Origin of the sequence: Streptomyces sp. Qhu_M48, assembly GCF_051305195.1 — a bacterium.
Lineage (GTDB): Bacteria > Actinomycetota > Actinomycetes > Streptomycetales > Streptomycetaceae > Streptomyces.
This window is the reverse complement of sequence record NZ_CP195432.1, coordinates 2,713,840-2,737,508: the sequence shown is the minus strand read 5'-3', so window position 1 is coordinate 2,737,508 and position 23,669 is coordinate 2,713,840. Positions and strand designations below refer to the sequence as shown.

The window sequence follows — 23,669 nt, the reverse complement described above, 5'->3', positions numbered from 1 at the left end:
ACAGCAGTGGGAATCATCGTCGTCAGCGGTACGGGCACGGAGATCGGCAAGACGGTCGTGACCGCGGCGGTGGCCGCCGTGGCCACGGCCGCGGGCCGGTCGGTCGCCGTGCTGAAGCCGGCGCAGACGGGTGTCGGCCCCGAGGAGCGCGGGGACGCGGACGAGGTCGTCCGGCTCTCGGGCGCCGTGGGCTCGGCCGAACTGGGCCGTTTCCCGGAGCCGCTGGCCCCGGGCACGGCGGCCCGGCGGGCCGGGCTCGCCCCGGTCGGACCCGGCGAGGTCGCCGAGGCAGCCAGGAAGCTGGCCGCCGCGTACGACCTGGTCCTCGTGGAGGGAGCGGGCGGACTGCTCGTCCGCTTCGACGAGGAGGGCGGCACGCTCGCGGACGCGGCGGCGCTGCTCGGCGCACCGGTCCTGGTGGTCGTCCCGGCCGGCCTGGGGACGCTCAACACGACGACCCTGACGGCGGAGGCGCTGCGGGCGCGCGGGATCGAGCAGCTGGGTGTGGTGATCGGAAGCTGGCCGGACGCGCCGGACCTGGCGATGCGCTGCAACCTGGCGGACCTGCCGGAGGCGGCGGGCGCGCCGCTCCTCGGGGCCGTACCGGAGAGGTCGGGGGCTCTGGACCCGGCGGAGTTCCGGGCGGCGGCGGGCGGCTGGCTGGGCCCGGCCCTGGGCGGCGACTGGGACGCGGGGGCGTTCGAGGAGCGGTTCGCGGAGCGGTACGTCGCGCCTGCCACGGCCGACGTCACGGAGCAGGCCGCGCCCGTCATGGCCGGGAGCACGGACGGGGCGGCGACTCCGTAGGCTGGGGGCATGCGCGCTCACGTTCAGGAGATCGTCCTCGACTGTGCCGATCCGGCCGCACTCGTCCGCTTCTGGGCCGGGCTCCTCGGGGGTACGCCGGTCGACCGGAGCGGTGACTGGTCGTACGTCGACCCGCCGGAGTCCGTCCGTCTCGCCTTCCAGCGGGTGGCGGAGGGCAAGACGGTGAAGAACCGGGTCCATCTCGATCTGGCGGTGGCCGATCCGGACGCGGCCGCCCGGGAGGCGGTGGGTTCGGGCGCGGCCCGGGTCGGTGACGTGGTCACCGACGAGCAGGGCTCCTTCCAGGTCATGAGGGACCCGGAGGGCAACGAGTTCTGCTTCGTGACGGGCTGAGGTGGAGCACGATGACACCCTCGCGCCCGGTCCGGCCGGAAGCCTCGTCGCCCCGTGTCCACCATCCGCTGTTCGCCCGCTTCTACGCCCGGTTCAGTGTGTCCGCCGACACCAGGGGCGGTCTCGGGGAGCTGCGGGAGGAGCTGCTCGCCGGGCTCTCCGGCCGGGTGCTGGAGATCGGGGCCGGGAACGGTCTGAACTTCTCGCACTACCCGGCCGGGGTCACCGAGGTGGTCGCCCTCGAACCCGAGGCCCGGCTGCGCCGGCTCGCCCAGGAGGCCGCGCCGGGAGCTCCCGTGCCGGTGACGGTGCTGCCGGACACGGCCGAGGCGCTGCCGCTGGAGGACGCCTCCTTCGACGCGGCGGTGGCCTCGCTCGTGCTGTGTACGGTGCGGAGCCTGCCGCAGGCCCTCGCCGAGCTGCACCGGGTACTGCGCCCCGGCGGCGAGCTGCGGTTCTTCGAGCACGGCCTGGCGCGGACCCCCGGCCTGGCGCGCGTGCAGCGGGGTCTCGACCGGACGGTGTGGCCGCGGCTCTTCGGCGGCTGCCACACCTCCCGCGCGCCGCTCGCGGCGATCGAGGCGGCCGGGTTCACCCTCGGCCCCTACCGCTCCTTCGACGTCCCCGAGAAGGGGCCTCGGCTGCCGTCCTCCCCGTGTGTGCTCGGTGTGGCGCGGCGGTAGCCCGCGGCGGGCGGCGTCCGTCCCGGCACCTGGAACTCCGTGGCACCGGCTCGGCCCCGCGTGATGGGATTCCGGCCATGATCGAGCTACGGATACGCACCGCCTCCCCCGACGAGGCCGAGGCCGTCCTGGCCTTCTGGAAGGAGTCCGCCGAGGGGACGTCCGTATCGGACGACGTGCACGGGGTGACCCGGCTCATCGCACGTGACCCCGAGGCGCTCCTGCTCGCCGTCGCCGACGGTCTGATCGTGGGGTCCGTGATCGCGGGCTGGGACGGCTGGCGCGCCTGCCTCTACCGGCTCGCGGTCCTCCCCTCGTACCGTCGCCGGGGCATCTCGACCGCGCTCCTGCGGGCGGCCGAGGAACGGTTCGCCGCCCTCGGCGGGCGGCGGGCGGACGCGATGGTCCTGGAGGCCAACGAGAGCGGACAGCGGCTGTGGACGGCCGCCGGGTACGCGCGCGAGGAGCGCTGGCGCCGGTGGGTGAAGCCGCTCACGGATTGATCCCCCGTTACCGGGTACAACGGTCTCGGGGTGCTCCCCGGCGCCGGGTACGCCCGTCTCGGGGTTCCCCCACCACCGGGTCCGACAGCCCCGGGGCGATCACCCGCCTCGGAGCACAGCACCTCCGGGGCCGAGCGTGACCTGCTTTGCCCATCCTTTACCATGGTTCTTCATTCCGACGACCGAAAGGTGTGAGCGTCCGCCCATGGGCGAGCCTCCCAGTAGCACTGGTTCCAAGCGAGCGATCCTCTTCCCCCTGGCTGATCATGGGACGGAGGTGAACCGATGACCGAAGTGCTTCTGCTCCTCCTGGCGCTCCTCCTCTCCGTGGCGTGCGGCGCCTTCGTCGCGGCCGAGTTCTCGCTGACGACGGTCGAGCGCGGCGAGCTCGAAGCCGCCGTGGACCGCGGCGAACGCGGCGCGGCGGGAGCGCTCAAGGCGGTCAGGTCGCTGACCTTCCAGCTCTCCGGCGCGCAGCTCGGCATCACCGTCACCAACCTGGTCGTCGGCATGCTCTCCGAGCCGTCGATCGCCAAGCTGATCCGGGGCCCCCTGGAGGACCTCGGCATCTCCTCCTCGGTCGCCTCGTCGGTGGCCCTCGTCCTCGGCACCGCCCTGTCGACCGTCGTCCTGATGGTGGTCGGCGAGCTGGTCCCCAAGAACTGGGCGATCTCCTCGCCCCTCGCGGTCGCGAAGGTGGTCGCCACCCCGCAGCGGGTTTTCACCGCCGCCTTCAAGCCACTGATCAGCCACCTCAACAACACCGCCAACCGGATCCTGCGCCGCCTCGGCATGGAGCCGACCGAGGAGCTCGCCTCCGCGCGCTCCCCGCAGGAACTGGTGGCGCTCGCCCGGCACTCCGCCAAGGAGGGCGCCCTGGAGGCGGACACGGCCGAGCTGTTCGTCCGTACCCTCAACCTGGCCGAGCTGACCGCGGAGAACGTGATGACGCCCCGCGTGCAGGTCACGGCCCTGGAGGTGCAGGCCACGGCCGAGGACGTCGCCAACGCGACCCGTGCGACCGGCCTGTCCCGCTTCCCCGTCTACCGGGGCAGCCTCGACGCCGTCGTCGGCATCGCCCACATCAAGGACGTCCTGGCCATACCGGCCGAGGAGCGGCCCCACCGGCGGATCGCCGAGCTGATGCGCGAGCCGCTGCTCGTCCCCGAGACGCTGACCGTGGACCGGCTCCTGGACCGGCTGTCCGGGAAGCAGACGATGGCCGTCGTCATCGACGAGTACGGCGGTACCGCCGGGGTCGCGACCCTGGAGGACATCGTCGAGGAGGTCGTCGGCGAGGTACGCGACGAGCACGACCCGCACGAGACGCCGGACCTGGCGCGGGCGGGCGAGGACGCGGACGGGCGTGAGCTCTGGTCCGCGGACGGCGCGGCCCGTACCGACCAGGTGGAGGCGATCGGCCTCCGCGTGCCGGACGGACCGTACGAGACGCTCGCCGGCTTCGTCGCCCACGAGCTGGGCCGTATCCCGGCCGTCGGCGACAGCGTGGAGCCGGCCGGCTGGCGTCTGGACGTCGTGGACGCCTCGGGCCGCCGCGCCGCGCGCGTGCTGATGCACGCCCCCGTCGCCCAGCACGCGGAGAACGAGACCGGGGAGGCCGGCCGATGATCGCCGTCCAGCTGTTGATCGGGTTCCTCACCCTGGTCGTGAACGCCTTCTTCGTCGGCGCCGAGTTCGCCCTGATCTCGGTCCGCCGGAGCCAGATCGAGCCGCTGGCCGAGTCCGGCGACCGCCGGGCGCGCAGCGTCATATGGGGCCTGGAGCACGTCTCCGCACTCCTCGCCGCCGCCCAGCTCGGCATCACGCTCTGCACCCTGGTGCTCGGCATCGTCGCCGAGCCCGCGATCGCGCACCTCCTGGAGCCGGTCTTCGACGCGGTGGGCGTGCCGCACGGCCTGGTCCACCCGATCTCGTTCGTGATCGCGCTGTCCGTGGCCACGTACCTGCACATGCTCCTCGGCGAGATGGTGCCGAAGAACATCGCGCTCGCCGAGCCGACGCGCACCGCGCTGCTGCTCGGTCCGCCCCTGGTGACGATCGCGCGGGCGCTGCGGCCGGTGATCTTCACGATCAACGCCTTCGCCAACACCCTGCTCAAGCTGTTGCGGGTGGAGGTCAAGGACGAGGTCTCGGCGACCTTCTCGGACGACGAGCTGGCCCGCATGGTCACGGACGCGGGCGACGCCGGTCTCCTGGACGACCGGGCCGCCGAGCGGCTGCACGACGCCCTGGAGCTGGGCCGGCGTCCCGTACGGGATGTCGTCATGCCGGTGGAGAAGGTGGTGTACGCGCAGGTCGGCACCACTCCCGAGGAGCTGGAGGCGCTGGCGGCGCGGACCGGTTACTCGCGTTTCCCGGTGGTCGACGAGGAGCGGCGGATCCTGGGCTATCTGCACGTCAAGGACGCCCTGGACGTCTTCCCGCGCGATCTGCCGTTCCCGGTGTCGTCGCTGCGGCCGATCGCCCGGGTCCGGGCGGCCGCGCCGCTGGACGACGTCCTGACGGCGATGCGCCGCAGCCGGACCCATCTGGCGGCGGTCCTCGACGAGGGCGACAAGCCGAGCGGGCTCGTGACGATGGAGGACGTGCTGCGGGAGCTGGTGGGGCGCCCGGCTGCGCCCTAGCGGCCGCGCACGGAGCAGAACGGAACAGGAGGGGCCCCGGGTGTTCCCGGGGCCCCTCCCCGTGCTCCACGGGGCCCGCCCATACCGCGCGGTATGATCTCTTCCGCCATGGAGATCAATGCTACGTACAACAGTTTCGTCGCTCTGGGCGACAGCTTCACCGAGGGCATGTCGGACCTGAGGCCCGACGGTTCCTACCGGGGCTGGGCCGATGTCCTCGCCGACCGGCTGGCCGCCCGCACCCCCGACTTCCGCTACGCCAACCTCGCCGTGCGCGGCAAGCTCATCGGCCAGATCGTCGAGGAGCAGGTCGAGACCGCGGCCGCGATGAAGGCGGACGTGGTGACCCTCGTCGGCGGACTCAACGACACCCTGCGGCCCAAGGTCGACATGGGCCGGGTGCGCGGACTGCTCACCGAGGCCGTCGAGCGGCTCGCGCCCTCCTGCGGCCGGCTGGTCCTGATGCGCAGCCCCGGCCGCAACGGCCCCGTCATGCAGCGCTTCCGCCCCCGGATGGAGGAGCTCTTCGCGCACATCGACGAGCTCGCCGCCCGGCACGGCGCACTGGTCGTCGACCTGTACGGCGCCCCGTCGCTCGGCGACCCCCGGCTCTGGGACGTGGACCGGCTCCACCTGACCGCCGACGGGCACCGGCGGGTCGCCGAGGCCGTCTGGCAGGCGCTCGGCCTGACCGCCGAGGAGGACTGGCGGACGCCGCTGCCCCCGTCCGCGCCGCCCGGCTGGGCCAGCCGCCGGGCCGCCGACGCCCGCTTCGCCAGGGAGCACCTGGGCCCGTGGATCGGGCGGCGCCTCACCGGCCGCTCGTCGGGCGACGGCCGCACCCCGAAGCGCCCCGAGCTGCTGCCGTACGAGCCGTCCGCGGGGCGCTAGCCGGTGCGGGGCGCCGCCGCCCGGCCCCGCGTGAGCTGCGTCTCGTAGCAAGCTCCACACGGGGCCGTGGCGCTGGCCTGCAGAAACCACCAGTAGAATTCATCCACGTGACTGCTGTGACTGCGAAGCCCCGCATCCCCAACGTTCTGGCCGGCCGCTACGCCTCCGCGGAGCTCGCCGTCCTCTGGTCCCCCGAGCAGAAGGTGAAGCTGGAGCGTCAGCTGTGGCTCGCCGTGCTGCGTGCGCAGAAGGACCTCGGGATCGAGGTTCCGGAGGACGCCCTCGCCGACTACGAGCGCGTCCTCGACCAGGTCGACCTCGGCTCCATCGCCGAGCGCGAGAAGGTCACCCGGCACGACGTGAAGGCCCGGATCGAGGAGTTCAACGCCCTCGCCGGCCACGAGCACGTCCACAAGGGCATGACCTCGCGCGACCTCACCGAGAACGTCGAGCAGCTGCAGATCCGGCTCTCCCTCGAGCTGATGCGGGACCGTACGGTCGCCGTCCTCGGCCGTCTCGGCAAGCTCTCCGCCGAGTACGCCGAGCTGGTCATGGCCGGCCGCTCGCACAACGTGGCCGCCCAGGCGACCACCCTCGGCAAGCGCTTCGCGACCGCCGCGGACGAGCTGCTCGTGGCGTACGCCCGGCTGGAGGAGCTCCTCGGCCGCTACCCGCTGCGCGGCATCAAGGGCCCGGTCGGCACCGCGCAGGACATGCTGGACCTGCTCGGCGGCGACGCCGGCAAGCTCGCCGACCTGGAGCGGCGGATCGCCGGTCACCTCGGCTTCGCGCACGCCTTCACCTCGGTCGGCCAGGTCTACCCGCGCTCCCTCGACTACGACGTGGTCACCTCGCTGGTGCAGCTGGCCGCCGCCCCGTCGTCGATCGCCAAGACGATCCGCCTGATGGCGGGCCACGAGCTGGTCACCGAGGGCTTCAAGCCGGGCCAGGTCGGTTCCTCGGCGATGCCGCACAAGATGAACACCCGCTCCTGCGAGCGCGTCAACGGCCTCATGGTCATCCTGCGCGGCTACGCGTCGATGACCGGCGAGCTGGCCGGCGACCAGTGGAACGAGGGCGACGTGTCCTGCTCCGTGGTCCGCCGGGTCGCGCTGCCCGACGCGTTCTTCGCGCTCGACGGTCTCCTGGAGACCTTCCTCACCGTGCTCGACGAGTTCGGCGCCTTCCCGGCCGTCGTGGCCCGCGAGCTCGACCGCTACCTCCCCTTCCTGGCGACCACCAAGGTCCTCATGGGCGCCGTGCGCGCCGGAGTGGGCCGTGAGGTCGCCCACGAGGCGATCAAGGAGAACGCCGTCGCCTCCGCCCTCGCCATGCGCGAGCAGGGCGCCGAGCGCAACGAGCTGCTCGACAAGCTGGCCGCCGACGAGCGCATCCCGCTGGACCGGGCGCAGCTCGACGAGCTGATGGCGGACAAGCTGTCCTTCACCGGCGCCGCCGCCGACCAGGTCGCGTCCGTGGTCTCCCGTGTCGAGGAGATCCTCAAGCAGCATCCGGAGGCCGCCGCCTACGCCCCCGGGGCGATCCTCTGACCGGGAGCCCCCGGTTCACCAAGGAGCAGCTGGAGGCCGCCCGTGACCGCGTCGTTCCCGACGTGGTGGCGGGCGGCCTCTCGGTGTTGTTCTGCGGGATCAACCCGGGTCTCATGACGGCGGCGACGGGCCACCACTTCGCCCGCCCCGGCAACCGCTTCTGGCCGGTGCTCCACCTGTCCGGGTTCACGCCGAGGCAGCTGCGGCCGGACGAGCAGGAGGAGCTCCTGACGTACGGCCTCGGGATCACGAACGTGGTGGCGCGGCCGACCGCCGGGGCCGACGAACTGAGCCGGGAGGAGTACGTCGAGGGCGGCCGGATCCTGGCCGCGAAGGTGGAGCTGCTCGCGCCCCGCTGGCTCGCGGTCGTCGGTGTCACCGCGTACCGCACGGCCTTCGGCGAGCCGAAGGCCGTCATCGGGCCGCAGGAGCGCGTGATCGGGTCCACCCGGGTCTGGGCGCTGCCCAACCCGAGCGGGCTCAACGCGCACTGGACGGCGGCGACGATGGCCGCGGAGTACGCCCGTCTCCGGGAGGCAGCCGAGAACCCCCGGGGGTGAGCGGGCCGTGCGCCGCGTGGGGGACCACCGGCGTTCCGGCCGGATGCCCGGTGGGCGGGTGGGCCGTCACGTCGGCGGTTCGACCGGGGTGAGGACGGCGAGCAGCTGGAACGGCAGTTCCTTGTCCCACTGGGAGACGCCGAGGCCGATCCACAGCCCGTCGGCCCGCCACAGGCGCAGGTCGGGGGTGTGGCAGCTGAGGGTGGACCAGGGCTCGGGTATCGACTCGCCCTCCATGCTCCGCTCCAGGACCGGCCCGAGGTCGAGCACCCGCGGCTCGCCCCAGCGCGCGGTGAGCAGGGCGCCGAGCCCGTCCCGTTCCGCTTCGTACTGGTCCTCGACGAGCGGGCGGCGGGTGCCGTCGTCCTCCCAGAAGTCCTCGCTGGTGTCGAGCTCCGCCAGGTGGAACTCCGGACCGCCGCCGAAACCGCGGGTGCGGAGCAGGTCGATCGTCGCCAGCCGGTGTGCCGTGGTCATGAGGCCAGTAAACCGCCCGCCACCGACAGTTGGCGGTCCGTCAGGCGGAGTCGCGGGGGCCGCGACCCGCACCGGCCGGCGGACGGCCCCGGGATGTCACGCAAGCGTGACAGGGGCGGCACTCGCCGCGACCGGGACCATTGAGTACCATCCGCCGAAGAGGTGCACGAGCTGGGAGGACACACTGTGGGGCGGCTGACCGGCGGGGATCCGTCTCTGCTGCGGCGGATCAACTCCGCGGTGGTACTCCATGCGCTACGGGGCGCCGACGCGCCCACGCTCACGGATCTGACCCGGATCACGGGCCTCTCGCGGCCCACGGTCGAAGGGGTCGTCGAAGGACTCATGGAGGGCGGGCTCGTCGTCGAGGCGGCGCCCGAGGAGGGCGAGGCCCGACGGCAGGGCCGCCCGGCGCGGAGGTTCCGCTTCCGGGCGGAGGCCGGCCATCTGCTCGGCATCGAGATCGGCCCGCACCGCGTGGCCGCGCTGCTCTCCGGTCTGGACGGCCGGATCATCGGCGCCGGATCGCGCGAGGTGTCGGAGACGGCACCCGAGGACGAGCGCCTGGACCGGGTGCGTACGGTCGTCGCCGACGTGCTGCGCCGGGCCGGGGTCGCCCGGTCCAATCTGCGGGCGGTCGGCGTCGGTACCCCCGGCATCGTGGAGGCGGACGGCACGGTCCGCCTCGGCACGGCCCTCCCGGGCTGGACGGGCCTCGCCCTCGGCGAGCGGCTGCGGCGCTCCTTCAAGTGCCCGGTCATCGTGGAGAACGACGCGAACGCGGCGGCCGTCGCCGAGCACTGGAAGGGTGCCGCGACCGACTCCGACGACATCGTCTTCGTCCTCGCCGGGCTGAGCCCGGGGGCCGGTTCGCTGATCGGCGGCCGGCTGCACCGCGGCTTCGGCGGGGCGGCCGGGGAGATCGGCGCCCTGCACCTGCTGGGTCGGGGTGTCACCCCCGAACACCTCCTGTCGACCACGGACGAGCCGCTGCACCCGCTGGACGAGCAGGCGGTGGCCGAGGTCTTCGCGCTGGCCCGCAAGGGTGACGCGCGCGCCGGGGCGGCGGTGGAGCGGTTCATCCAGCGGCTCGTGCACGACGTGGCGGCGCTGGTCCTGGCGATCGACCCGGAACTGGTGGTCGTCGGAGGCTGGGCGGCCGGCCTGGACGGCGTGCTCCAGCCGCTCCGTGAGGAGCTGGCCCGGTTCTGCCTGCGGCCGCCCCGGGTGGTGCTGTCCCTGCTCGGCGAGGCCGCGGTGGGCACGGGCGCGCTGCGTCTCGCCCTCGACCATGTCGAGGAGCAGCTCTTCGCGGTCGACGGCACGGTGACGGCCCGCCGCTAGAGGCCCCTTCGAGGGGCGCCGTGCGACGGGCCGTGCCCGCTGGTCGCGGGGTGGTCTCGCGGTGTTCCGGGGGTGCGGGGTGGTCTCGCGGTGTCAGGAGGCCATGACCAGGTCGACCGAGTCGCCGAAGGTGAGGCGGCAGGTGTCGGCGCGGTAGGTGGCCACGGAGACGGCGGCGGTGCGCCCTCCGGAGAGGTAACGGGTCGTCACGACGAGGACGGGCGCGCCCGGGAGCCGGTCGAGTTCCCTGGCGTCGTCCGCGCGGGCGGAGCCGAGCTCCACGGAGCGGTCCTGGCCGTCGAGGGCGAGGTGCTGGAGTTCGCGGAGCACCGCGCGGGCGCGGGCCGGTCCGGCGGGCGCGTCGATGGCGGTGAGGCCGGGGACGGAGCCGTCGGGCACGTACAGCAGCTCGGCGGCGACGGGCTGGCCCTGGCTGACACGGATGCGGCGGACGATGTGCACCCGCTCCTCCGCGCCGCTCTCCAGGACGCGCGCGACGGCGGCCGGGGCCACGTCGCCCGCGGAGTCCAGGCACTGCCAGGCCTCGTCGCCGACGCCCGGCCAGGCGTGCTGCGTGGTGGAGACGTCGACGCCGACGCGCGGCGGGGCGACGGTGGTGCCGACGCCGCGGCGTCGCTGCAGGCGGCCCTCCAGCTCCAGCTGCTCCAGGGCCTGGCGGAGCGTGGCACGGGCGACGCCGAAGCGTGCCGCGAGCTCCCGTTCGTTGGGAAGGATCTCCCCGACCGCGAAGTCCGAGTCGAGCGCTTCACCGATGACTGTCTTGAGGTGCTGGTACTTCGGTTCCGGTACCGATGCCAGCTGCGTGGTCCCCACCCTGATCCTCCGCAATTCGCCGTGTCCCGCGGCGTTTTTCCGCGCCCTTGTTTATTAAAGGTTCCTGCACTAACTCTGCGACCATAAGGCGGGCCGATCCCTTGGTCAAGACCAATCCTCCGTCGAACGCCCCCGAATGTGACCCTCTGACCTAGATCGTTCACAGGACGTTCGCGCCCCCGTGTGCCCCGCGCAGCAAAACACCCCGCCTCCCGGGGTGGTCAGCGGGGTGTTTTCCGGCCGATCGGCGTGATCACGACGGATGGTGAAGCGTCACGCACGGACGGTGGGGGCGGGGTCCGGCCTCAGAGCCCGGCGGAACCGAGGAGTCCCTGGAGCTTGTCGGGATTCCGGATGATGTAGACGCACTGGACGCGCCCGTCGCGCACCTCGATCTGGACGAGGGAGTCGACCCGGTCGCCGTCGAGGGCGAGCAGGGCCGGGGCGCCGTTGATCTCGACGAAACGGAGTTCGAAGCGCTCCTCCGCCTTGTAGGAGGTGGCGGCGAGGAAGCGGCCGACCTTGTCGGCGCTCTCGATGATCCGCAGCGGCGTCTTCGCCTTGCCGCCGGCGTCGCCGACGAGACGTACGTCCGGCGCGAGCAGGGCGAGGAGTCCGCCGAGGTCGCCGCCCGCCGCCGCGGCGAGGAAGCGTTCGGTGAGGTCGCGACGCTCGACGGGGTCGACGTCGTAGCGCGGCTTCCCCTCGTCGACGTGTCGCCGGGCGCGCCCGGCGAGCTGGCGCACGGCCGCCTCGGAGCGGTCGAGGGCGGTGGCGATCTCGCCGTACGGGAAGCCGAAGGCCTCGCGCAGCACGAAGACGGCCCGCTCCAGGGGGGAGAGGGACTCGAGGACGACGAGCACGGCGAGCGAGACGGAGTCGGCGAGCAGGGCGCGCTCGGCGGTGTCGGGCGCGGACGGGCCGAAGTCGGTGACGACGGGCTCGGGCAGCCACGGGCCGACGTAGGACTCGCGGCGCGCCTGCGACTGCCGCAGCCGGTCGATGGCGAGCCGTGTAGTGATCCGTACGAGGAAGGCGCGGGGCTCGCGGACCTCGGCCCGGTCCTCGGCGGTCCAGCGCAGCCAGGCCTCCTGGACGACGTCCTCGGCGTCGGCGGCGCGGCCGAGCATCCGGTAGGCGACGCCCAGGAGCATCGGGCGGTGCTCCTCGAACAGATCGGTCAGCGTGTCGGTCGGGGTATCGGTAGGCACGTGTCCATCCCAGCCCAGCTTCCTCACCCTGTCCAGTTTCGGACGGGGTCTTGAACTCCATCCTACTGATCGGTAATTCTCACGGACAGGTTGGCTGACAGGTTGTCTGACGAGGCTTCAGGAAAGGGAGTTCGCATGCCCCAGCGGATCGCGTGCACGATCGACACCCCGGCGGGACCCCGCACGGCGTCCCTCGCGTACGAACGCCGGGGCGCGGGCGAGCCGCTGCTGCTCCTGCACGGCATCGGGCACCACTGGCAGGCCTGGGAGCCCGTCCTCGGCATCCTGGCCGCCGAGCGCGACGTGATCGCCGTCGACCTGCCGGGCTTCGGGGCCTCCGACGAGCTGCCCGAAGGCTGCCCCTACGACCTGTCCACCATCGGCCGCGTGCTCGGCGCCTTCACCGGGGCCCTCGGCGTCGAACGGCCGCACGTGGCGGGGAACTCGCTCGGCGGGCTGCTCGCGCTCCAGCTCGCCAAGGAGGGGCTGGTGCGCTCGGTCACCGCCCTCTCCCCCGCCGGCTTCTGGTCCGAGGGGGAGCGGCGGTACGCCTTCGTGACGCTCCGGGCGATGCGGGGCGCGGCCCGGTCGATGCCCCTGCCCGTGATCGAACGCCTCTCCCGCACCCCCGCCGGGCGCACCGTCCTCACCGGCAGCATCTACGCGCGCCCGGGCCGCCGTTCACCCGAGGCCGTCTACGCCGAGACGCTCGCGCTGCGCGGAGCCACCGGCTTCCGGGAGACCCTGGACGCCGGCGGGTCCGTGCGCTTCCGCGACGACCTCCCCACGGTCCCCGTCACGGTCGCCTGGGGCAGCCGCGACCGGCTGCTCCCGCCCCGCCAGGGCGTCCGCGCCAAGCACACCCTGCCGGGCGCGCGGCTCGTCCGGCTGCCCGGCTGCGGCCACGTGCCCATGAACGACGACCCGGCTCTCGTCGCGCGCGTCGTCCTGGACGGCAGCCGCTGAGGCCCGCCGGGGGCGCGTGAACAGGCCGGTGCCCACGGCGGCGCCGGCCCCCACGAGCAGGCTCCCGGCCGCCTGCGGCAGCCCGAAGGCGGCGCCCGCGACCAGAGCGGCGCTCAACGCCGCCGCGACCGGGATCGCGCCGGTGAAGAGGGTGGCCCGCTCCATCCCGACCCGCTGGACACCCATGTAGAACAGGACGAACCCGACCACCGTGGCCAGGGCCGCCTGCCAGGCCAGGGCCCCCGCCTCCACCGCCGTCGGCATCCGGACCAGGTCGGCGCCGTCCACGACCAGACCCACGAGCGCCGCCTCGACCGCGCCGACCCCGCACACGACCGCCGTCAGGAGCTTCGGCCCGAGCAACCGGAGGACCGGGACGGCCAGCACCGTGAAGCCGACCTCGCCCGCGAGCGCGGCGACCGACCAGCCGATCCCCGCGAGGTCCGTCCGCCCCCACCCCTGCACGGTGAAGGCACCCGCGGCGACGAGCAGCGCCCCGTACAGCACGGCGGGGGCGGGCCTGCGGCCCTCGACCAGTGGGACGAGGACGGCGACGACGACCGGGGCGCACCCGACCAGGACGCCCGGCACGGCAGGCTCCGCGGTCCGCTCGGCGGCGAGGACCGCCAGGTTGAAGCCGACCATGCCGACGCCCGCGAGGGCGGCGAGCCGCAGCCAGTGACGGGCGGTCAGGTTCCGCAGCGGGGCGAGCCCGCCACGGCCGAGCAGGGGGAGGAGGAGCAGGCAGGCGGCCCCGTAGCGCAGCGCCTGGCCACCCGCGTACGGATACGCGCCGAGCAGGCTGTTCGCGGTGAAGGAGGCGCCGACGAGGGCGTAGGCGAGGGTCACGAGGAGGACCCCGCGCAGGGCGTTGGCGTTCATGCCTCCGACGTTAGGAAGGGACGTGGCCCGGGTGGAGGTCCACTTCCCTCACGGCATCGGGGACCACTTCGGGGCGCCCGGGTCCGGGGTGGTGCGGGCGCGGGCGCGGAAGGTGCGGCGGTAGGTGTCCGGGGGCACGCCGACCGTGCGGTTGAAGTGCCGGCGCAGGGTGGTGGCCGTGCCCATGCCGGTGGCCTCCGCGATGGCCTCGACGCTGTCGTCGGTGGCCTCCAGCAACTCCTGCGCGTGGCGGATCCGTTGGGTCAGGAGCCACTGGAGCGGGGTGGTGCCGGTCACCGAGCGGAAGTGGCGGCCGAGGTTGCGCGAGCTCATCCGCGCCCTGCGGGCCAGGTCCTCGACGGTCAGCGGCCGGTCCAGCCGGGCCACCGCCCAGGGCAGCAGGTCGGCGAGCGGGTGGTCGTCCCTGGCGGGCACCGGGGCGGTGACGAACTGGGCCTGGCCGCCCGCGCGGTGGGGCGGTACGACGAGGCCGCGGGCGACCGTGTTGGCGACGGCCGAGCCGTGGTCGGAGCGGACCAGGTGCAGACAGAGGTCCATCGCGGCGGCCTTGCCCGCGGAGGTGAGGACGCTGCCGCTGTCCACGTAGAGCACGTCCGGGTCGACCTCCACCCGGGGGTGGCGGGCGGCCAGCTCCTCGGTGTGGGCCCAGTGCGTGGTCGCCCGCCTGCCGTCGAGGAGCCCCGCCGCGGCCAGGACGAACGCGCCCGTGCAGAGCGAGGCCACCCGCGCGCCCGCCTCGTGGGCCGCGCGCACCGCGTCGACGAGGTCGGCGGGCGGCTCCTCGTCGGAGTCCGCGAGCGCGGGGACGATCACCGTGTCGGCGCGCGCCAGCAGGTCGAGGCCGCCGTCGGGTTCGAGACGGAAGCGGCCGAGCCGCGCGGTGGCCGGTCCGCAGAGGGAGACGTCGTACCAGGGGCCGGTCACGGCGGCCGGAGCGGGCCCGAACACCTCGTACGCCACGGCCAGTTCGAAGTGCCGCATTCCCTCGGTGACGGCCACCGCAACAGTCTTCACGTCCGTAATTGTACGCATGACGTCGTTCCGGACACTCGTGCGCGGGGTCTTCCGCGACCAGGATGGTCATCACGGAGCGGGCCGCGGAAGGCACCGGACCGTTCGAGTACGTCGGGAACAGGGGAGAAGTCATGGAATCGGGTCTCACGGTCACGGTGTTCGGCGCGTACGGACACACCGGCCGTTTCGTCGTCGCGGAGCTGCTCGACCGGGGGTTCGTGCCGGTCCTCTCCGGCCGCGACGCCGACAGGCTGCGGACCCTCGCCGCCTCCCACGGGGGGCTCGACGTCCGACCCGCGTCGGTCGACGACCCGGGCTCGCTCGACCGCGCCCTCGTCGGGGCGGCGGCCGTGATCAACTGCGCGGGACCCTTCGCGACGACCGGCGCCCCCGTGATCGAGGCGGCGCTGCGCGCGGGGATCCCGTACGTGGACGTCGCGGCCGAGATCGAGGCCAACGTCGACACGTTCGCGCACTTCGCGGAGCGGGCCCGCGCCGCCGGAACCGTGATCGTCCCCGCGATGGCCTTCTACGGCGGCCTCGGCGACCTGCTCGCCACCGCCGCGATGGGCGACTGGACGGAGGCCGACGAGGCCCACGTCGCGTACGGGCTGAGCAGCTGGCACCCCACGGCCGGGACCCTCGCCGCGGGCAAGGTCTCCCGGGAGCGGCGCGACGGGCGCCACGTCCGCTTCACCGGCGGCGAGCTGGAGTACCACGACGACGAGCCCTCCGTGGTCGAGTGGTCCTTCCCCCCCCCGCTGGGCACCCGGCCCGTCATCGGCGAGTTCACGATGGCCGACGTGGTCACCATCCCCAGCCACCTGGCGGTGCCCGAGGTGCGCACCTACATGGCGGTCGGCGCAGCCCAGGACCTGTCGGCGCCCGACGCGTCGGCCCCGGCCCCGGTCGACGAGCGCGGCCGGTCCGCCCAGACCTTCCTCGTGGACGTCGTCGTGCGCTCCGGGGGCGTCGAACGACGGGCCGTCGCCACCGGCCAGGACATCTACGCCGTCAGCGCGCCGCTCGCGGTGGAGGCGGTCCACCGGATCCTCGACGGCCGGACCCGGACGACGGGCGTCGCCTCGGCCGGAGCGGTCTTCGACCCGGCCGACTTCCTCCGCGCGCTCTCCGCCCACGTCTCCGTCGACCTGCCCCACCAGCGCGCCGCACGGCGGCCGGACTCGGCATCATGGGTCCGGCGGGGGCGGACCGAGGAGCCCCCGGCGCGGAACGGCGGGAGGGGCGACACCGAATGAGGAGCCACGGACAGCCGGCGTGGGAGCTGCTCCTCCCGGCCGCCGGAGCCCCGGCGCGGGGGCGCGGCCGGGCCCTCCAGGAGGCCCTCCGGGAGGCGGTGCGCTCGGGGCGGCTCGCCGCCGGGACCCGTCTGCCGTCGACCCGCGCGCTCGCGGCCGACCTGGGTGTCTCACGGGGTCTCGTCACCGAGGCGTACGAACAGCTCACCGCCGAGGGGTACGTGCGCAGCGACCGGGGGTCCGGCACCTGGGTGGGCGACGCGGCACGGGGGCGGCTCGCCGGCTCCACGCGCGCGCGTGGCGTGGCTCAGGGCCCGGTCCGTGGGGAGACGACGGTGTCCGGCTCGACGCCGGGGGGCTCCGGCCCGGTGCCGGGAAGGCCGGGCTCGCGGCCAGGGGCGTCCGGCTCGACGCCGGGGGTGTCGGGCTCGACGCCGGGGGTGTCGGGCTCGACGCCGGGGGTGTCGGGCTCGACGCCGGGGGGCTCCAGCTCCGGGCCGGGGATGTCCGGATCCCTGCCGGGAGGGTCCGGTGCGCGGGTGGACTTCCGTCCCGGGACCCCCGATCTGTCGCTCTTTCCCCGGTCCGCCTGGTCGACGGCGCAGCGTGCCGTGCTGGCCCGGCTGCCCCACCCGGCACTCGGGTACCCCGACCCTCGCGGGCTGGCCGAACTGCGCGAGGCGCTGGCCGGGATGCTGACCCGGCGGCGGGGTGTGGTGGCCGATCCCGAGCGGCTCGTGGTCTGTTCGGGCGTGGCGCAGGCGTCGACGCTGCTGGGCTTCGTCCTGCGGGCGCGGGGGCTGGACGCGATCGGCGTCGAGGACCCCGGCAGCCCCGAGCACGGGCGGCTGTTCGCGTCGACCGGTCTCGCCACGGTGTGGCTGCCGCTGGACGAGGAGGGTCTGCGGCCGGGGCCGCTCGCCGGCTCCGGGGTCCGGGCGGTGGTCGTGACGCCCTCGCACCAGTTCCCGTCCGGGATCAGCTGGTCGGCGGAGCGCCGTGCCGCGCTCCTCGACTGGGCGCGGGCGGTCGACGGCTACGTCCTGGAGGACGACTACGACGGCGACTTCCGGTACGACAGGGCCCCGGTCGGCGCGCTCCAGGGGCTCGATCCCGAGCGGGTCGTCTACGCGGGGTCGGTCAGCAAGTCGCTGGCACCCGGTCTGCGGCTCGGCTGGATGCTCGTCCCCGAGGCGCTGCTGGGCGAGATCGTCGAGCGCAAGCGGACGATGGACCTCGGGAACCCCGTACTCGACCAGGCGGTGCTCGCGGAGTTCGTGGCGCGGGGCGGGTACGACCGGCAGCTGCGCAGCTGCCAACGCGCCTACCGGGAGCGGCGGGACGCCCTGCTGGCCGCGCTCGCCGAGCATCTGCCGGGGACGCGGGTGAGCGGTATCGCGGCGGGACTGCACGTCATCGCGCGCGTGCCGGGGCGATACGGGCCGCCGGAGCGGTTCCTGGCACGGGCGGCGGAGGCCGGGGTGGCCCTGCGCTCCCTCGCGGAGTACGGCACCGAGCGGCCCGGGGACGGGGACGTGCGGCTCGTCATCGGGTACGCGCATCTGACACCCTCGGCCGTGGCGGAGGGGGTACGGCTGGTGGCGAAGGCGGTCGGCGGCGGGTGACGGCTGCGGAGTGCGGCTGTTCACGCGGGGTTCGTGTGGTCGCCGTGCCCGGCCGTTAGGCATGGGGCGACGTACCGCTCCCGTCCGGACACCGCCTCGGAGGACCCTCCATGTCCCAGCCCGTACCCGGCACTTCCCCCACCCCCGCCCGGCGCAGCGTGCTGCGCGGTTCGCTCGCCGCCTCGGCGGCGCTCACCCTCGGTGGCACCGGTCTCGCCGCCCCCGCCTTCGCGCTCTCGGGCCGGCCCCGGGCCGCGTGGGGGGTGCAGACGGGCGACGTCACGTCCTCCTCCGGTCTGGTGTGGGTGCGGTCGGACCGGCCCACGCGCATGACCGTCGAGACCTCGGCGAGCGAGTCGTTCCGGCGGGTGCGCCGCCACCACGGGCCGCTGGTAGGCGCGGGAACGGACTTCACCGGCACCACCGCGCTGCGCGGTCTGCCCGCCGGCGAGCAGATCCACTACCGGGTCACCCTCGCGGACCCGGACGATCCGCGCCGGACGGGCGAGCCGGTCGTCGGCACCTTCCGTACGGCCCCCGACCGGCGCCGTGACGGGGTCCGCTTCCTGTGGTCGGGGGACATCGCGGGGCAGGGCTGGGGCATCAACCCGGACATCGGCGGCTTCCGCGCCTACGAGGAGATGCGCCGCCTCGACCCGGACTTCTTCCTGTGCAGCGGGGACTCCATCTACGCCGACGGGGTCGTCGAGCCGAGCGTGACGCTGCCCGACGGGCGGATCTGGCGGAACGTCACGACGCCGGAGAAGTCGAAGGTCGCGGAGACGCTGGCCGAGTACCGGGGCAACTTCCGCTACAACCTCCTCGACCACAACGTCCGGGCGTTCCACGCGCAGGTGCCGTCCGTGGTGCAGTGGGACGACCACGAGGTGCGCAACAACTGGTATCCGGGCCAGATCCTGGACGACGCGCGCTACACGGAGAAGAACGTGGACGTGCTCGCAGCCCGCGCCCTGCGCGCCTTCGGGGAGTACACGCCGGTTTCCACCTCGCACGCGCGCGCGGGCGGGCATGGGCGGATGCACCGCGTGGTGCGGTACGGGCCGCTGCTCGACGTGTTCGTGCTCGACATGCGCTCGTACCGCAACGCCAACTCCCCCGGCCGGCAGGCCGACGACACCACCGGGATCCTCGGCGCCGAGCAGCTCGCCTGGCTCAAGAAGGAGCTGGCCGCCTCCACCGCCGTGTGGAAGGTGCTCGCCGCGGACATGCCGCTCGGTCTGGTCGTCCCGGACGGCGCGGCGAACTTCGAGGCCGTCGCGCAGGGCGACCCCGGCGCCCCGCTGGGGCGTGAGCTGCAGATCGCGGAGCTGCTGCGGTTCGTCAAGCACCGGCGGATCACCGGCACGCTGTGGCTGACGGCGGACGTGCACTACACCTCGGCGCAGCACTACGCGCCGGAGCGGGCGGCGTTCAAGGACTTCGCGCCGTTCTGGGAGTTCGTGTCCGGGCCGCTGGCCGCGGGCGGGTTCCCGGCGAACGCGCTCGACGCGACCTTCGGCCCGGAGCGGGTGTTCGTCCGGGCGCCCGAGCGGGCGAACCTGTCGCCGATGGAGAGCCCGCAGTACTTCGGGGAGGTCGACATCGACGGCCACAGCGGGGAACTGACGGTGCGCCTGCGGGCCGAGGGCGGCGCTGTGCTGTTCAGCAAGGTGCTGCGGCCGGGCCGAGTGGGGCAGTAACGCCTGGTCGGACGTGGTGCGGAGGCTTCCGTCCGGATGATTGTCAGTGGCGGGTCCTACCGTCTTTTCCATGACGCGATCCGTACAGGCACTCGCCTACGTCCGCCCTTCCGCGCTGGAGTCCACGGGCTCCGGCCGGCTGCTCGGTCTGGAGACGGCGGGGGGTCTCACGCCCCGGGGGGCCGAGGCCCATCCCCGCTTCTTCTCCGGCTTCCTGGCCTCGCCGCAGGTCGCCGCCCGCGGTCTGCTCGCGGTCGCCGACGTGGCAGCGGCCCGGTACCACCAGCGGATACGGCCGGGGTCGCTGGATCCGGTGGTGACGGGGAACGGGGACCGGCTGCGGTTCGAGTCCTTCTCCGGCTGCGGCGGGGTGTACGCACGCCTCGACGTACTGGACGAGGGCCTCGGCGGTACGGAGACGGGGCACGGCACCACCAACGTCGACGTGAACAACCCGCTGCGCGAGGCGCTGTCGCGGATGGCGGGCGACGATCAGCTGCATCTGCGGGTGGGCCCCGAGGAGATGGCGGTGACCACGCTCGCGGGGGCGGTCGTGGAGAAGAAGGTCCCGCTGCCGGACCGCTGGCTGCGGGGGTTCGCCGAGGCGCAGGTCGCCTCGGCCCGGTTCGATCTGCGGGCCGAGCTGAGCGGGGCGGAGGCCGTCCGGTTCCTGCGGTCCCTGCCGCGGAACCAGGCCCGCGGGCGGGGTCCTCTGTGGATCACGCAGTCCGGGCGGACGCTGCGTCCGACGACCCGGCCGGGCGCCGGGGCGGTCTGTCTGCCGGGGCCGGACCGGCTCGTCGCCCTGGAGCGGGTACTGCGGCACGCGACGGGTCTCCGGGTGTACGGACCGGTGCCGGACGGCACCCTGCCCACGGCGAGTGCCTGGGAGGCGGTCCTGCCGGGCATGCGGCTGACGCTGACCCTGTCGCCGGACTCCGCGCGGGGCTTCTCCGGCGAGGGCGGGGTCCTGGAGGCCCTGGCGACGGAGGAGGCCTCGCAGGACGCCGAGCTGGTCGCGGTCCTGCTGGCCTGGGAGCCGCGGATCGACCTGGCCGATCTCGCGGCGCAGGCGGGACTCACGGTCGACCGGGTGCGTGCGGCGCTGACCCGGCTCGGTACGGCGGGCCGGGTGGGGTACGACGTGGCGGACGCGGCCTACTTCCACCGCGAGCTTCCGTACGACGCCGACCGGGCCGAGCGGCACAACCCTCGCCTGGTGAGCGCGCGCCGGCTGGTCGCGGCGGCCGCGGTGACGCTCGAAGGGCCCGTGGCGACGGTGGCCTCGGGCGAGCGGCGCTACCGGGTGAGGGAGTCGGACGGAGTGCTGAGCTGCACCTGCCAGTGGTGGGCGGACTACCGGGGGCGGCGCGGCCCGTGCAAGCACGCCCTCGCGGTACGGATGGTCCGCCGGGGTGCCACGGCCGACGGGGCGGCGGTCCGGGGCCCGGTGGCCGAGGGTGCGACGGCGGAGGGCGCGGCGGGCGCGGCGGCCGTCCGATGACCGACGACGGGGCGGTGACCGGGGTGGGGAGCGAGATGACGACCGGGGTGGGGAACAGCATGACGACCGGGGTGGGGGACAGCATGGGGAACGACACGGTGAAGACGGTCGGCTCGGTCGACGAGCCGGTGCGCGTGGGCGGTTCGGGGGACGGCGAGGCGGTCGAGAAGCTGCTGGAGGCGGTGCGCGCCGGGCACGCCGGGCAGGTGCCCGCGCTCCTCCTTCCCCTGGACGCCGCCGCGCGCAAGGCCGCCCTCGGGAAACTGAAGGCGCTGCGCTCCGAGGTGCGTGCCTGGGACTGGAAGCGGTGGAACGAGGCGGCCCGGGTCCGGCGGGGTCTGTACGTGGCCGGGGCGGGCTGCCAGACCGGCGCGGCCGCGGCGGCGACCTGGCTCGGCGGACGCGACCTGATGGGCTGGCGCCCGGAGGACGGGGTCCTGGTCCTGAAGGTGCTCGGCGACCGGGACGCGGCGTGGGCGGCGGACGTGGCGCAGCGGCTGGCCCAGCGGCCGACGGTGGCGGAGAACAGCTACCCGCTGATCCACGGACTCGTGACGCGCTCCGGATGCGCGGTGCCCGCGACCGACGGCTATGTCCTCGCCTGGACCCGGCAGATCACGGACTCGCGGCTCCTGGAGCGGCTCCGGGAGGACCCGCAGACGCCGGTGCTCGTGCCGCACGCGCTCACGATGGCCGAGACGCCCGACCGGCTGACCTGGTCGGTCGGTCCCGAGGCGCCGACGCACTGGCCGACCGCTCTCGCCGCGCTGGTCGCCGAGGGGGTTCTCGACCGTGCCCGGGTGGTGGACCTGTGCGTCTCCCGGTTGCTGCGCGGCGGGCGCCCCCGGGACCTGCGGTTCCCGATGGAGGTGCTGCGGCTGGTCGAGCCGGACGCGGCCGAGCGCCGGGAGCGGGTCGCGGACTGGATCGGGATGACGGCCGACGCGCCGTCCCCGGTCGCGGGGTACGCGCAGGAGGTCCTGGCGGGGCTCGCCGCCGAGGGGGCGCTGTCGACCGGCGCGCTCGCCGAGATGACGGGCGGGGTGCTGTTCCGGACCGAGAAGAAGCTGGTGCGGGCCCAGTTGACCCTGGTGGGGAAGGTGCTCGCGCGGGAGCCCGGCGCGGCGGACGAGCTGCTGCCCGCCGTGGCCGAGGCCTTCGGGCACGAGGACACCACGATCCAGGAGCGGGCGCTGAAGCTGGTGGGCCGTCACGCGGCGGCGGTGGACGTGTCCGTACGCCGTGAGCTGGCGGAGCAGGCCGGGCTGCTGAGTCCGGTGCACCGGCCCGCCGCCGCCGCGCTGTTCGGGGACGACCTGGGCGACGCGTCCGTGGGCCCGTACGAGGAGATCCTGCCGCCGGTGCCGGAGCCCCAGCCGGTCGGGCCGACGGCGACGACGGTCGAGGCGCTCGTCGAGGAGCTGCTGACGCGGGAGCTTCCCGAGGACCCGGTGGCGTTCGAGCGGGCGCTCGACGGTCTCGTGCGGCTCGCGCGCCAGGACCGGGCGGCGCTGGAGGCGGCGGTGCGGGAGTCGTTCAGCACGGAGTCGTGGCCGCAGGAGTACTACTTCACCCATTCCACCCACGGGGTGGAGGTGGTGCTGGCCGGGTTGCTGGGTCTGCTGCCGAAGGCGGTGACCGGGAGCCGCCGGGAGCGGACGCTGCCCGAGTCGGCCTGTCACCACGAGGCGCTGACGGCCGTCCTTGAGGCGCGCCTGTGGGAGGCCGCCGCTCTGATCGGCACGGACGAACTGCCGTTCCTGCTCGCCTCGCCGACCCTGCACACCGGCGAGATCGATCCGTCGGTGCTGGTGGAGCGGTTGCGGGCCTACCGGGACGCGCGGGTCGAGCCCGCTCCGGCCGACTTCGCCCAGGCCCTGCTGCGGGTCGGGCGGGCGGGCCCGTCGGCCGGTCCCGCGGCCGACGCCGCGGCGGCGCTCGACACTCCGGCGGGGCGGCGGCTCGCCTCGTGGCTCCGGACCACGGGCCCCCTCGGGGCGAAGGTGCGGTTCCTGCGGCGGGGGGCGGACCGGCCCTCCATGAAGTGGTGGCTGTTCGACCGGATCGTGGTCGAGATCGACGAGTCGCCGGTGGTGCGCGCGGAGTTCCCGCCCGCCTTCCGGTGGGTCGGCGGCGCGCTCGACGCGACGCCCCGCCGCTGCCACCACTGGATCGGCAGCCGGGCGCTGTGGGCCTCGGTGCTGCCGGTCGACCGTGAGTTCCTCGCGGCGTGTGTCCTGCCGTCTCTGGCGTGGGGTGTCGACGGGTCGCAGCGCGGGACGGCCGAACCGTTGATCGCGCTGGGGGAGAGCGAGGGTCCGGTCGGCCGGGCCGTCGCCCTCGCCCTGGCGTTCGGCATCGGCGGCCACGATGCCGACGACCGGCTGCGCGCGGTGGACGCGGTGCTCGTCCTGGCGTCGCGGGGCTCGCTGGACGCCCGGGGGCTCGGGACCGAGCTCGCCTGGCTGGTCGCGGAGGGCTCGGTGAAGCCGAACCGGCTGGCGGACGCGCTCCGGACGGCGGCGGCCAGCGGTGCGTACGCCACGGTCTGGGCGGTCCTGGAGGCGGCGCTGCCGGAGCTGCTGGGGGCGGAGAAGCCGGTCCGGGGTCTCGGGGAGGTGCTCGCGGTGGCGGCGGACTGCGTGGAGCGGTGCGGGGCCGGCGGTGAGCTGTCCGGGCTCGACGCGGTGGCCTCGGCGCGGGGTTCCTCGCAGCTCCTCGTGCAGGCCAAGCGGCTGTCGGGCGCACTCCGCCTGGTGGCCGGTCAGACTCTGACAGAAACGGCCTGAATCATTCTTTAAGCCGCCAGATCGGCGCTTAACCCGTCAGTCACAAAGCG

The 23,669-nt window shown here is 74.3% G+C and carries 20 protein-coding genes and 1 pseudogene; 16 read left to right on the top strand and 5 right to left on the bottom strand.

Features of this window, described 5'->3' with window-relative positions:
• Positions 1-6 precede the first annotated feature (6 nt).
• From bioD to mug, 9 genes are all read left to right on the top strand, one after another.
• Complete coding sequence (bioD, locus tag ACRRSS_RS12685) at positions 7-807, top strand: dethiobiotin synthase (RefSeq protein ID WP_435971303.1); 801 nt, start codon at positions 7-9, stop codon at positions 805-807.
• Between the two features lie 9 nt (positions 808-816).
• On the top strand, positions 817-1,161 hold the full coding sequence (locus tag ACRRSS_RS12680) for a VOC family protein (protein ID WP_435971302.1): 345 nt from the start codon (positions 817-819) through the stop codon (positions 1,159-1,161).
• 11 nt (positions 1,162-1,172) lie between these two features.
• Entirely contained in the window at positions 1,173-1,844 is a 672-nt protein-coding gene (locus tag ACRRSS_RS12675) for a class I SAM-dependent methyltransferase (protein ID WP_435971301.1), read from the top strand.
• Positions 1,845-1,921: 77 nt separating this feature from the next.
• Complete coding sequence (locus ACRRSS_RS12670) at positions 1,922-2,347, top strand: GNAT family N-acetyltransferase (RefSeq protein ID WP_435971300.1); 426 nt, start codon at positions 1,922-1,924, stop codon at positions 2,345-2,347.
• Between the two features lie 285 nt (positions 2,348-2,632).
• Entirely contained in the window at positions 2,633-3,976 is a 1,344-nt protein-coding gene (locus ACRRSS_RS12665; protein WP_435971299.1) for a hemolysin family protein, read from the top strand.
• Positions 3,973-4,992, top strand: a complete 1,020-nt coding sequence (locus tag ACRRSS_RS12660) for a hemolysin family protein (protein WP_435971298.1) — start codon at positions 3,973-3,975, stop codon at positions 4,990-4,992. The genes ACRRSS_RS12665 and ACRRSS_RS12660 overlap by 4 nt, the downstream gene beginning before the upstream one ends.
• Positions 4,993-5,100: 108 nt before the next feature.
• A complete protein-coding gene (locus tag ACRRSS_RS12655) occupies positions 5,101-5,883 on the top strand; it encodes an SGNH/GDSL hydrolase family protein (RefSeq protein ID WP_435975311.1) in 783 nt (260 codons plus the stop codon).
• Between the two features lie 107 nt (positions 5,884-5,990).
• Complete coding sequence (purB, locus tag ACRRSS_RS12650; RefSeq protein ID WP_435971297.1) at positions 5,991-7,433, top strand: adenylosuccinate lyase; 1,443 nt, start codon at positions 5,991-5,993, stop codon at positions 7,431-7,433.
• Between the two features lie 62 nt (positions 7,434-7,495).
• On the top strand, positions 7,496-7,993 hold the full coding sequence (mug, locus tag ACRRSS_RS12645) for a G/U mismatch-specific DNA glycosylase (protein ID WP_435971296.1): 498 nt from the start codon (positions 7,496-7,498) through the stop codon (positions 7,991-7,993).
• A gap of 66 nt (positions 7,994-8,059) precedes the next feature.
• Here the strand turns inward: mug and ACRRSS_RS12640 are convergent, their stop codons facing one another.
• Complete coding sequence (locus tag ACRRSS_RS12640; protein ID WP_435971295.1) at positions 8,060-8,470, bottom strand: hypothetical protein; 411 nt, start codon at positions 8,468-8,470, stop codon at positions 8,060-8,062.
• 186 nt (positions 8,471-8,656) lie between these two features.
• On the opposite strand from ACRRSS_RS12640, the gene ACRRSS_RS12635 reads away from it, so the two are divergent.
• Entirely contained in the window at positions 8,657-9,814 is a 1,158-nt protein-coding gene (locus tag ACRRSS_RS12635; RefSeq protein ID WP_435971294.1) for an ROK family transcriptional regulator, read from the top strand.
• 93 nt (positions 9,815-9,907) lie between these two features.
• On the opposite strand, the gene ACRRSS_RS12630 is transcribed toward ACRRSS_RS12635, so the two are convergent.
• Together ACRRSS_RS12630 and ACRRSS_RS12625 are read right to left on the bottom strand one after the other, a co-directional pair.
• Positions 9,908-10,648, bottom strand: coding sequence for a GntR family transcriptional regulator (locus tag ACRRSS_RS12630; RefSeq protein WP_435971293.1), 741 nt, complete (start codon positions 10,646-10,648; stop codon positions 9,908-9,910).
• Positions 10,649-10,953: 305 nt separating this feature from the next.
• Positions 10,954-11,859 (bottom strand): RNA polymerase sigma-70 factor, encoded by a 906-nt coding sequence (locus ACRRSS_RS12625; RefSeq protein ID WP_435971292.1) that lies wholly within the window; start codon positions 11,857-11,859, stop codon positions 10,954-10,956.
• Positions 11,860-11,994: 135 nt separating this feature from the next.
• Between ACRRSS_RS12625 and ACRRSS_RS12620 the strand changes: the two genes are divergently transcribed.
• Complete coding sequence (locus ACRRSS_RS12620) at positions 11,995-12,825, top strand: alpha/beta fold hydrolase (protein ID WP_435971291.1); 831 nt, start codon at positions 11,995-11,997, stop codon at positions 12,823-12,825.
• A 45-nt stretch (positions 12,826-12,870) separates the two neighbouring features.
• Here the strand turns inward: ACRRSS_RS12620 and ACRRSS_RS12615 are convergent.
• Positions 12,871-13,707 (bottom strand): annotated as a pseudogene (locus ACRRSS_RS12615) (EamA family transporter); the annotation flags it as partial.
• A gap of 48 nt (positions 13,708-13,755) precedes the next feature.
• On the bottom strand, positions 13,756-14,760 hold the full coding sequence (locus ACRRSS_RS12610; RefSeq protein WP_435971290.1) for a helix-turn-helix domain-containing protein: 1,005 nt from the start codon (positions 14,758-14,760) through the stop codon (positions 13,756-13,758).
• Between the two features lie 113 nt (positions 14,761-14,873).
• Between ACRRSS_RS12610 and ACRRSS_RS12605 the strand changes: the two genes are divergently transcribed.
• The 5 genes from ACRRSS_RS12605 to ACRRSS_RS12585 all read left to right on the top strand — a co-directional run bounded on the left by ACRRSS_RS12605 (position 14,874) and on the right by ACRRSS_RS12585 (position 23,619).
• Entirely contained in the window at positions 14,874-16,001 is a 1,128-nt protein-coding gene (locus tag ACRRSS_RS12605; RefSeq protein ID WP_435971289.1) for a saccharopine dehydrogenase family protein, read from the top strand.
• Positions 15,998-17,626 (top strand): PLP-dependent aminotransferase family protein, encoded by a 1,629-nt coding sequence (locus tag ACRRSS_RS12600; protein WP_435971288.1) that lies wholly within the window; start codon positions 15,998-16,000, stop codon positions 17,624-17,626. The genes ACRRSS_RS12605 and ACRRSS_RS12600 overlap by 4 nt, the downstream gene beginning before the upstream one ends.
• A 110-nt stretch (positions 17,627-17,736) precedes the next feature.
• On the top strand, positions 17,737-19,326 hold the full coding sequence (locus ACRRSS_RS12595; protein ID WP_435971287.1) for an alkaline phosphatase D family protein: 1,590 nt from the start codon (positions 17,737-17,739) through the stop codon (positions 19,324-19,326).
• Positions 19,327-19,396: 70 nt separating this feature from the next.
• Complete coding sequence (locus tag ACRRSS_RS12590) at positions 19,397-20,830, top strand: SWIM zinc finger family protein (protein ID WP_435971286.1); 1,434 nt, start codon at positions 19,397-19,399, stop codon at positions 20,828-20,830.
• A complete protein-coding gene (locus ACRRSS_RS12585) occupies positions 20,827-23,619 on the top strand; it encodes a DUF7824 domain-containing protein (protein ID WP_435971285.1) in 2,793 nt (930 codons plus the stop codon). Before ACRRSS_RS12590 ends, ACRRSS_RS12585 begins: the two co-directional genes overlap by 4 nt.
• The last annotated feature ends 50 nt before the right edge of the window (positions 23,620-23,669 follow it).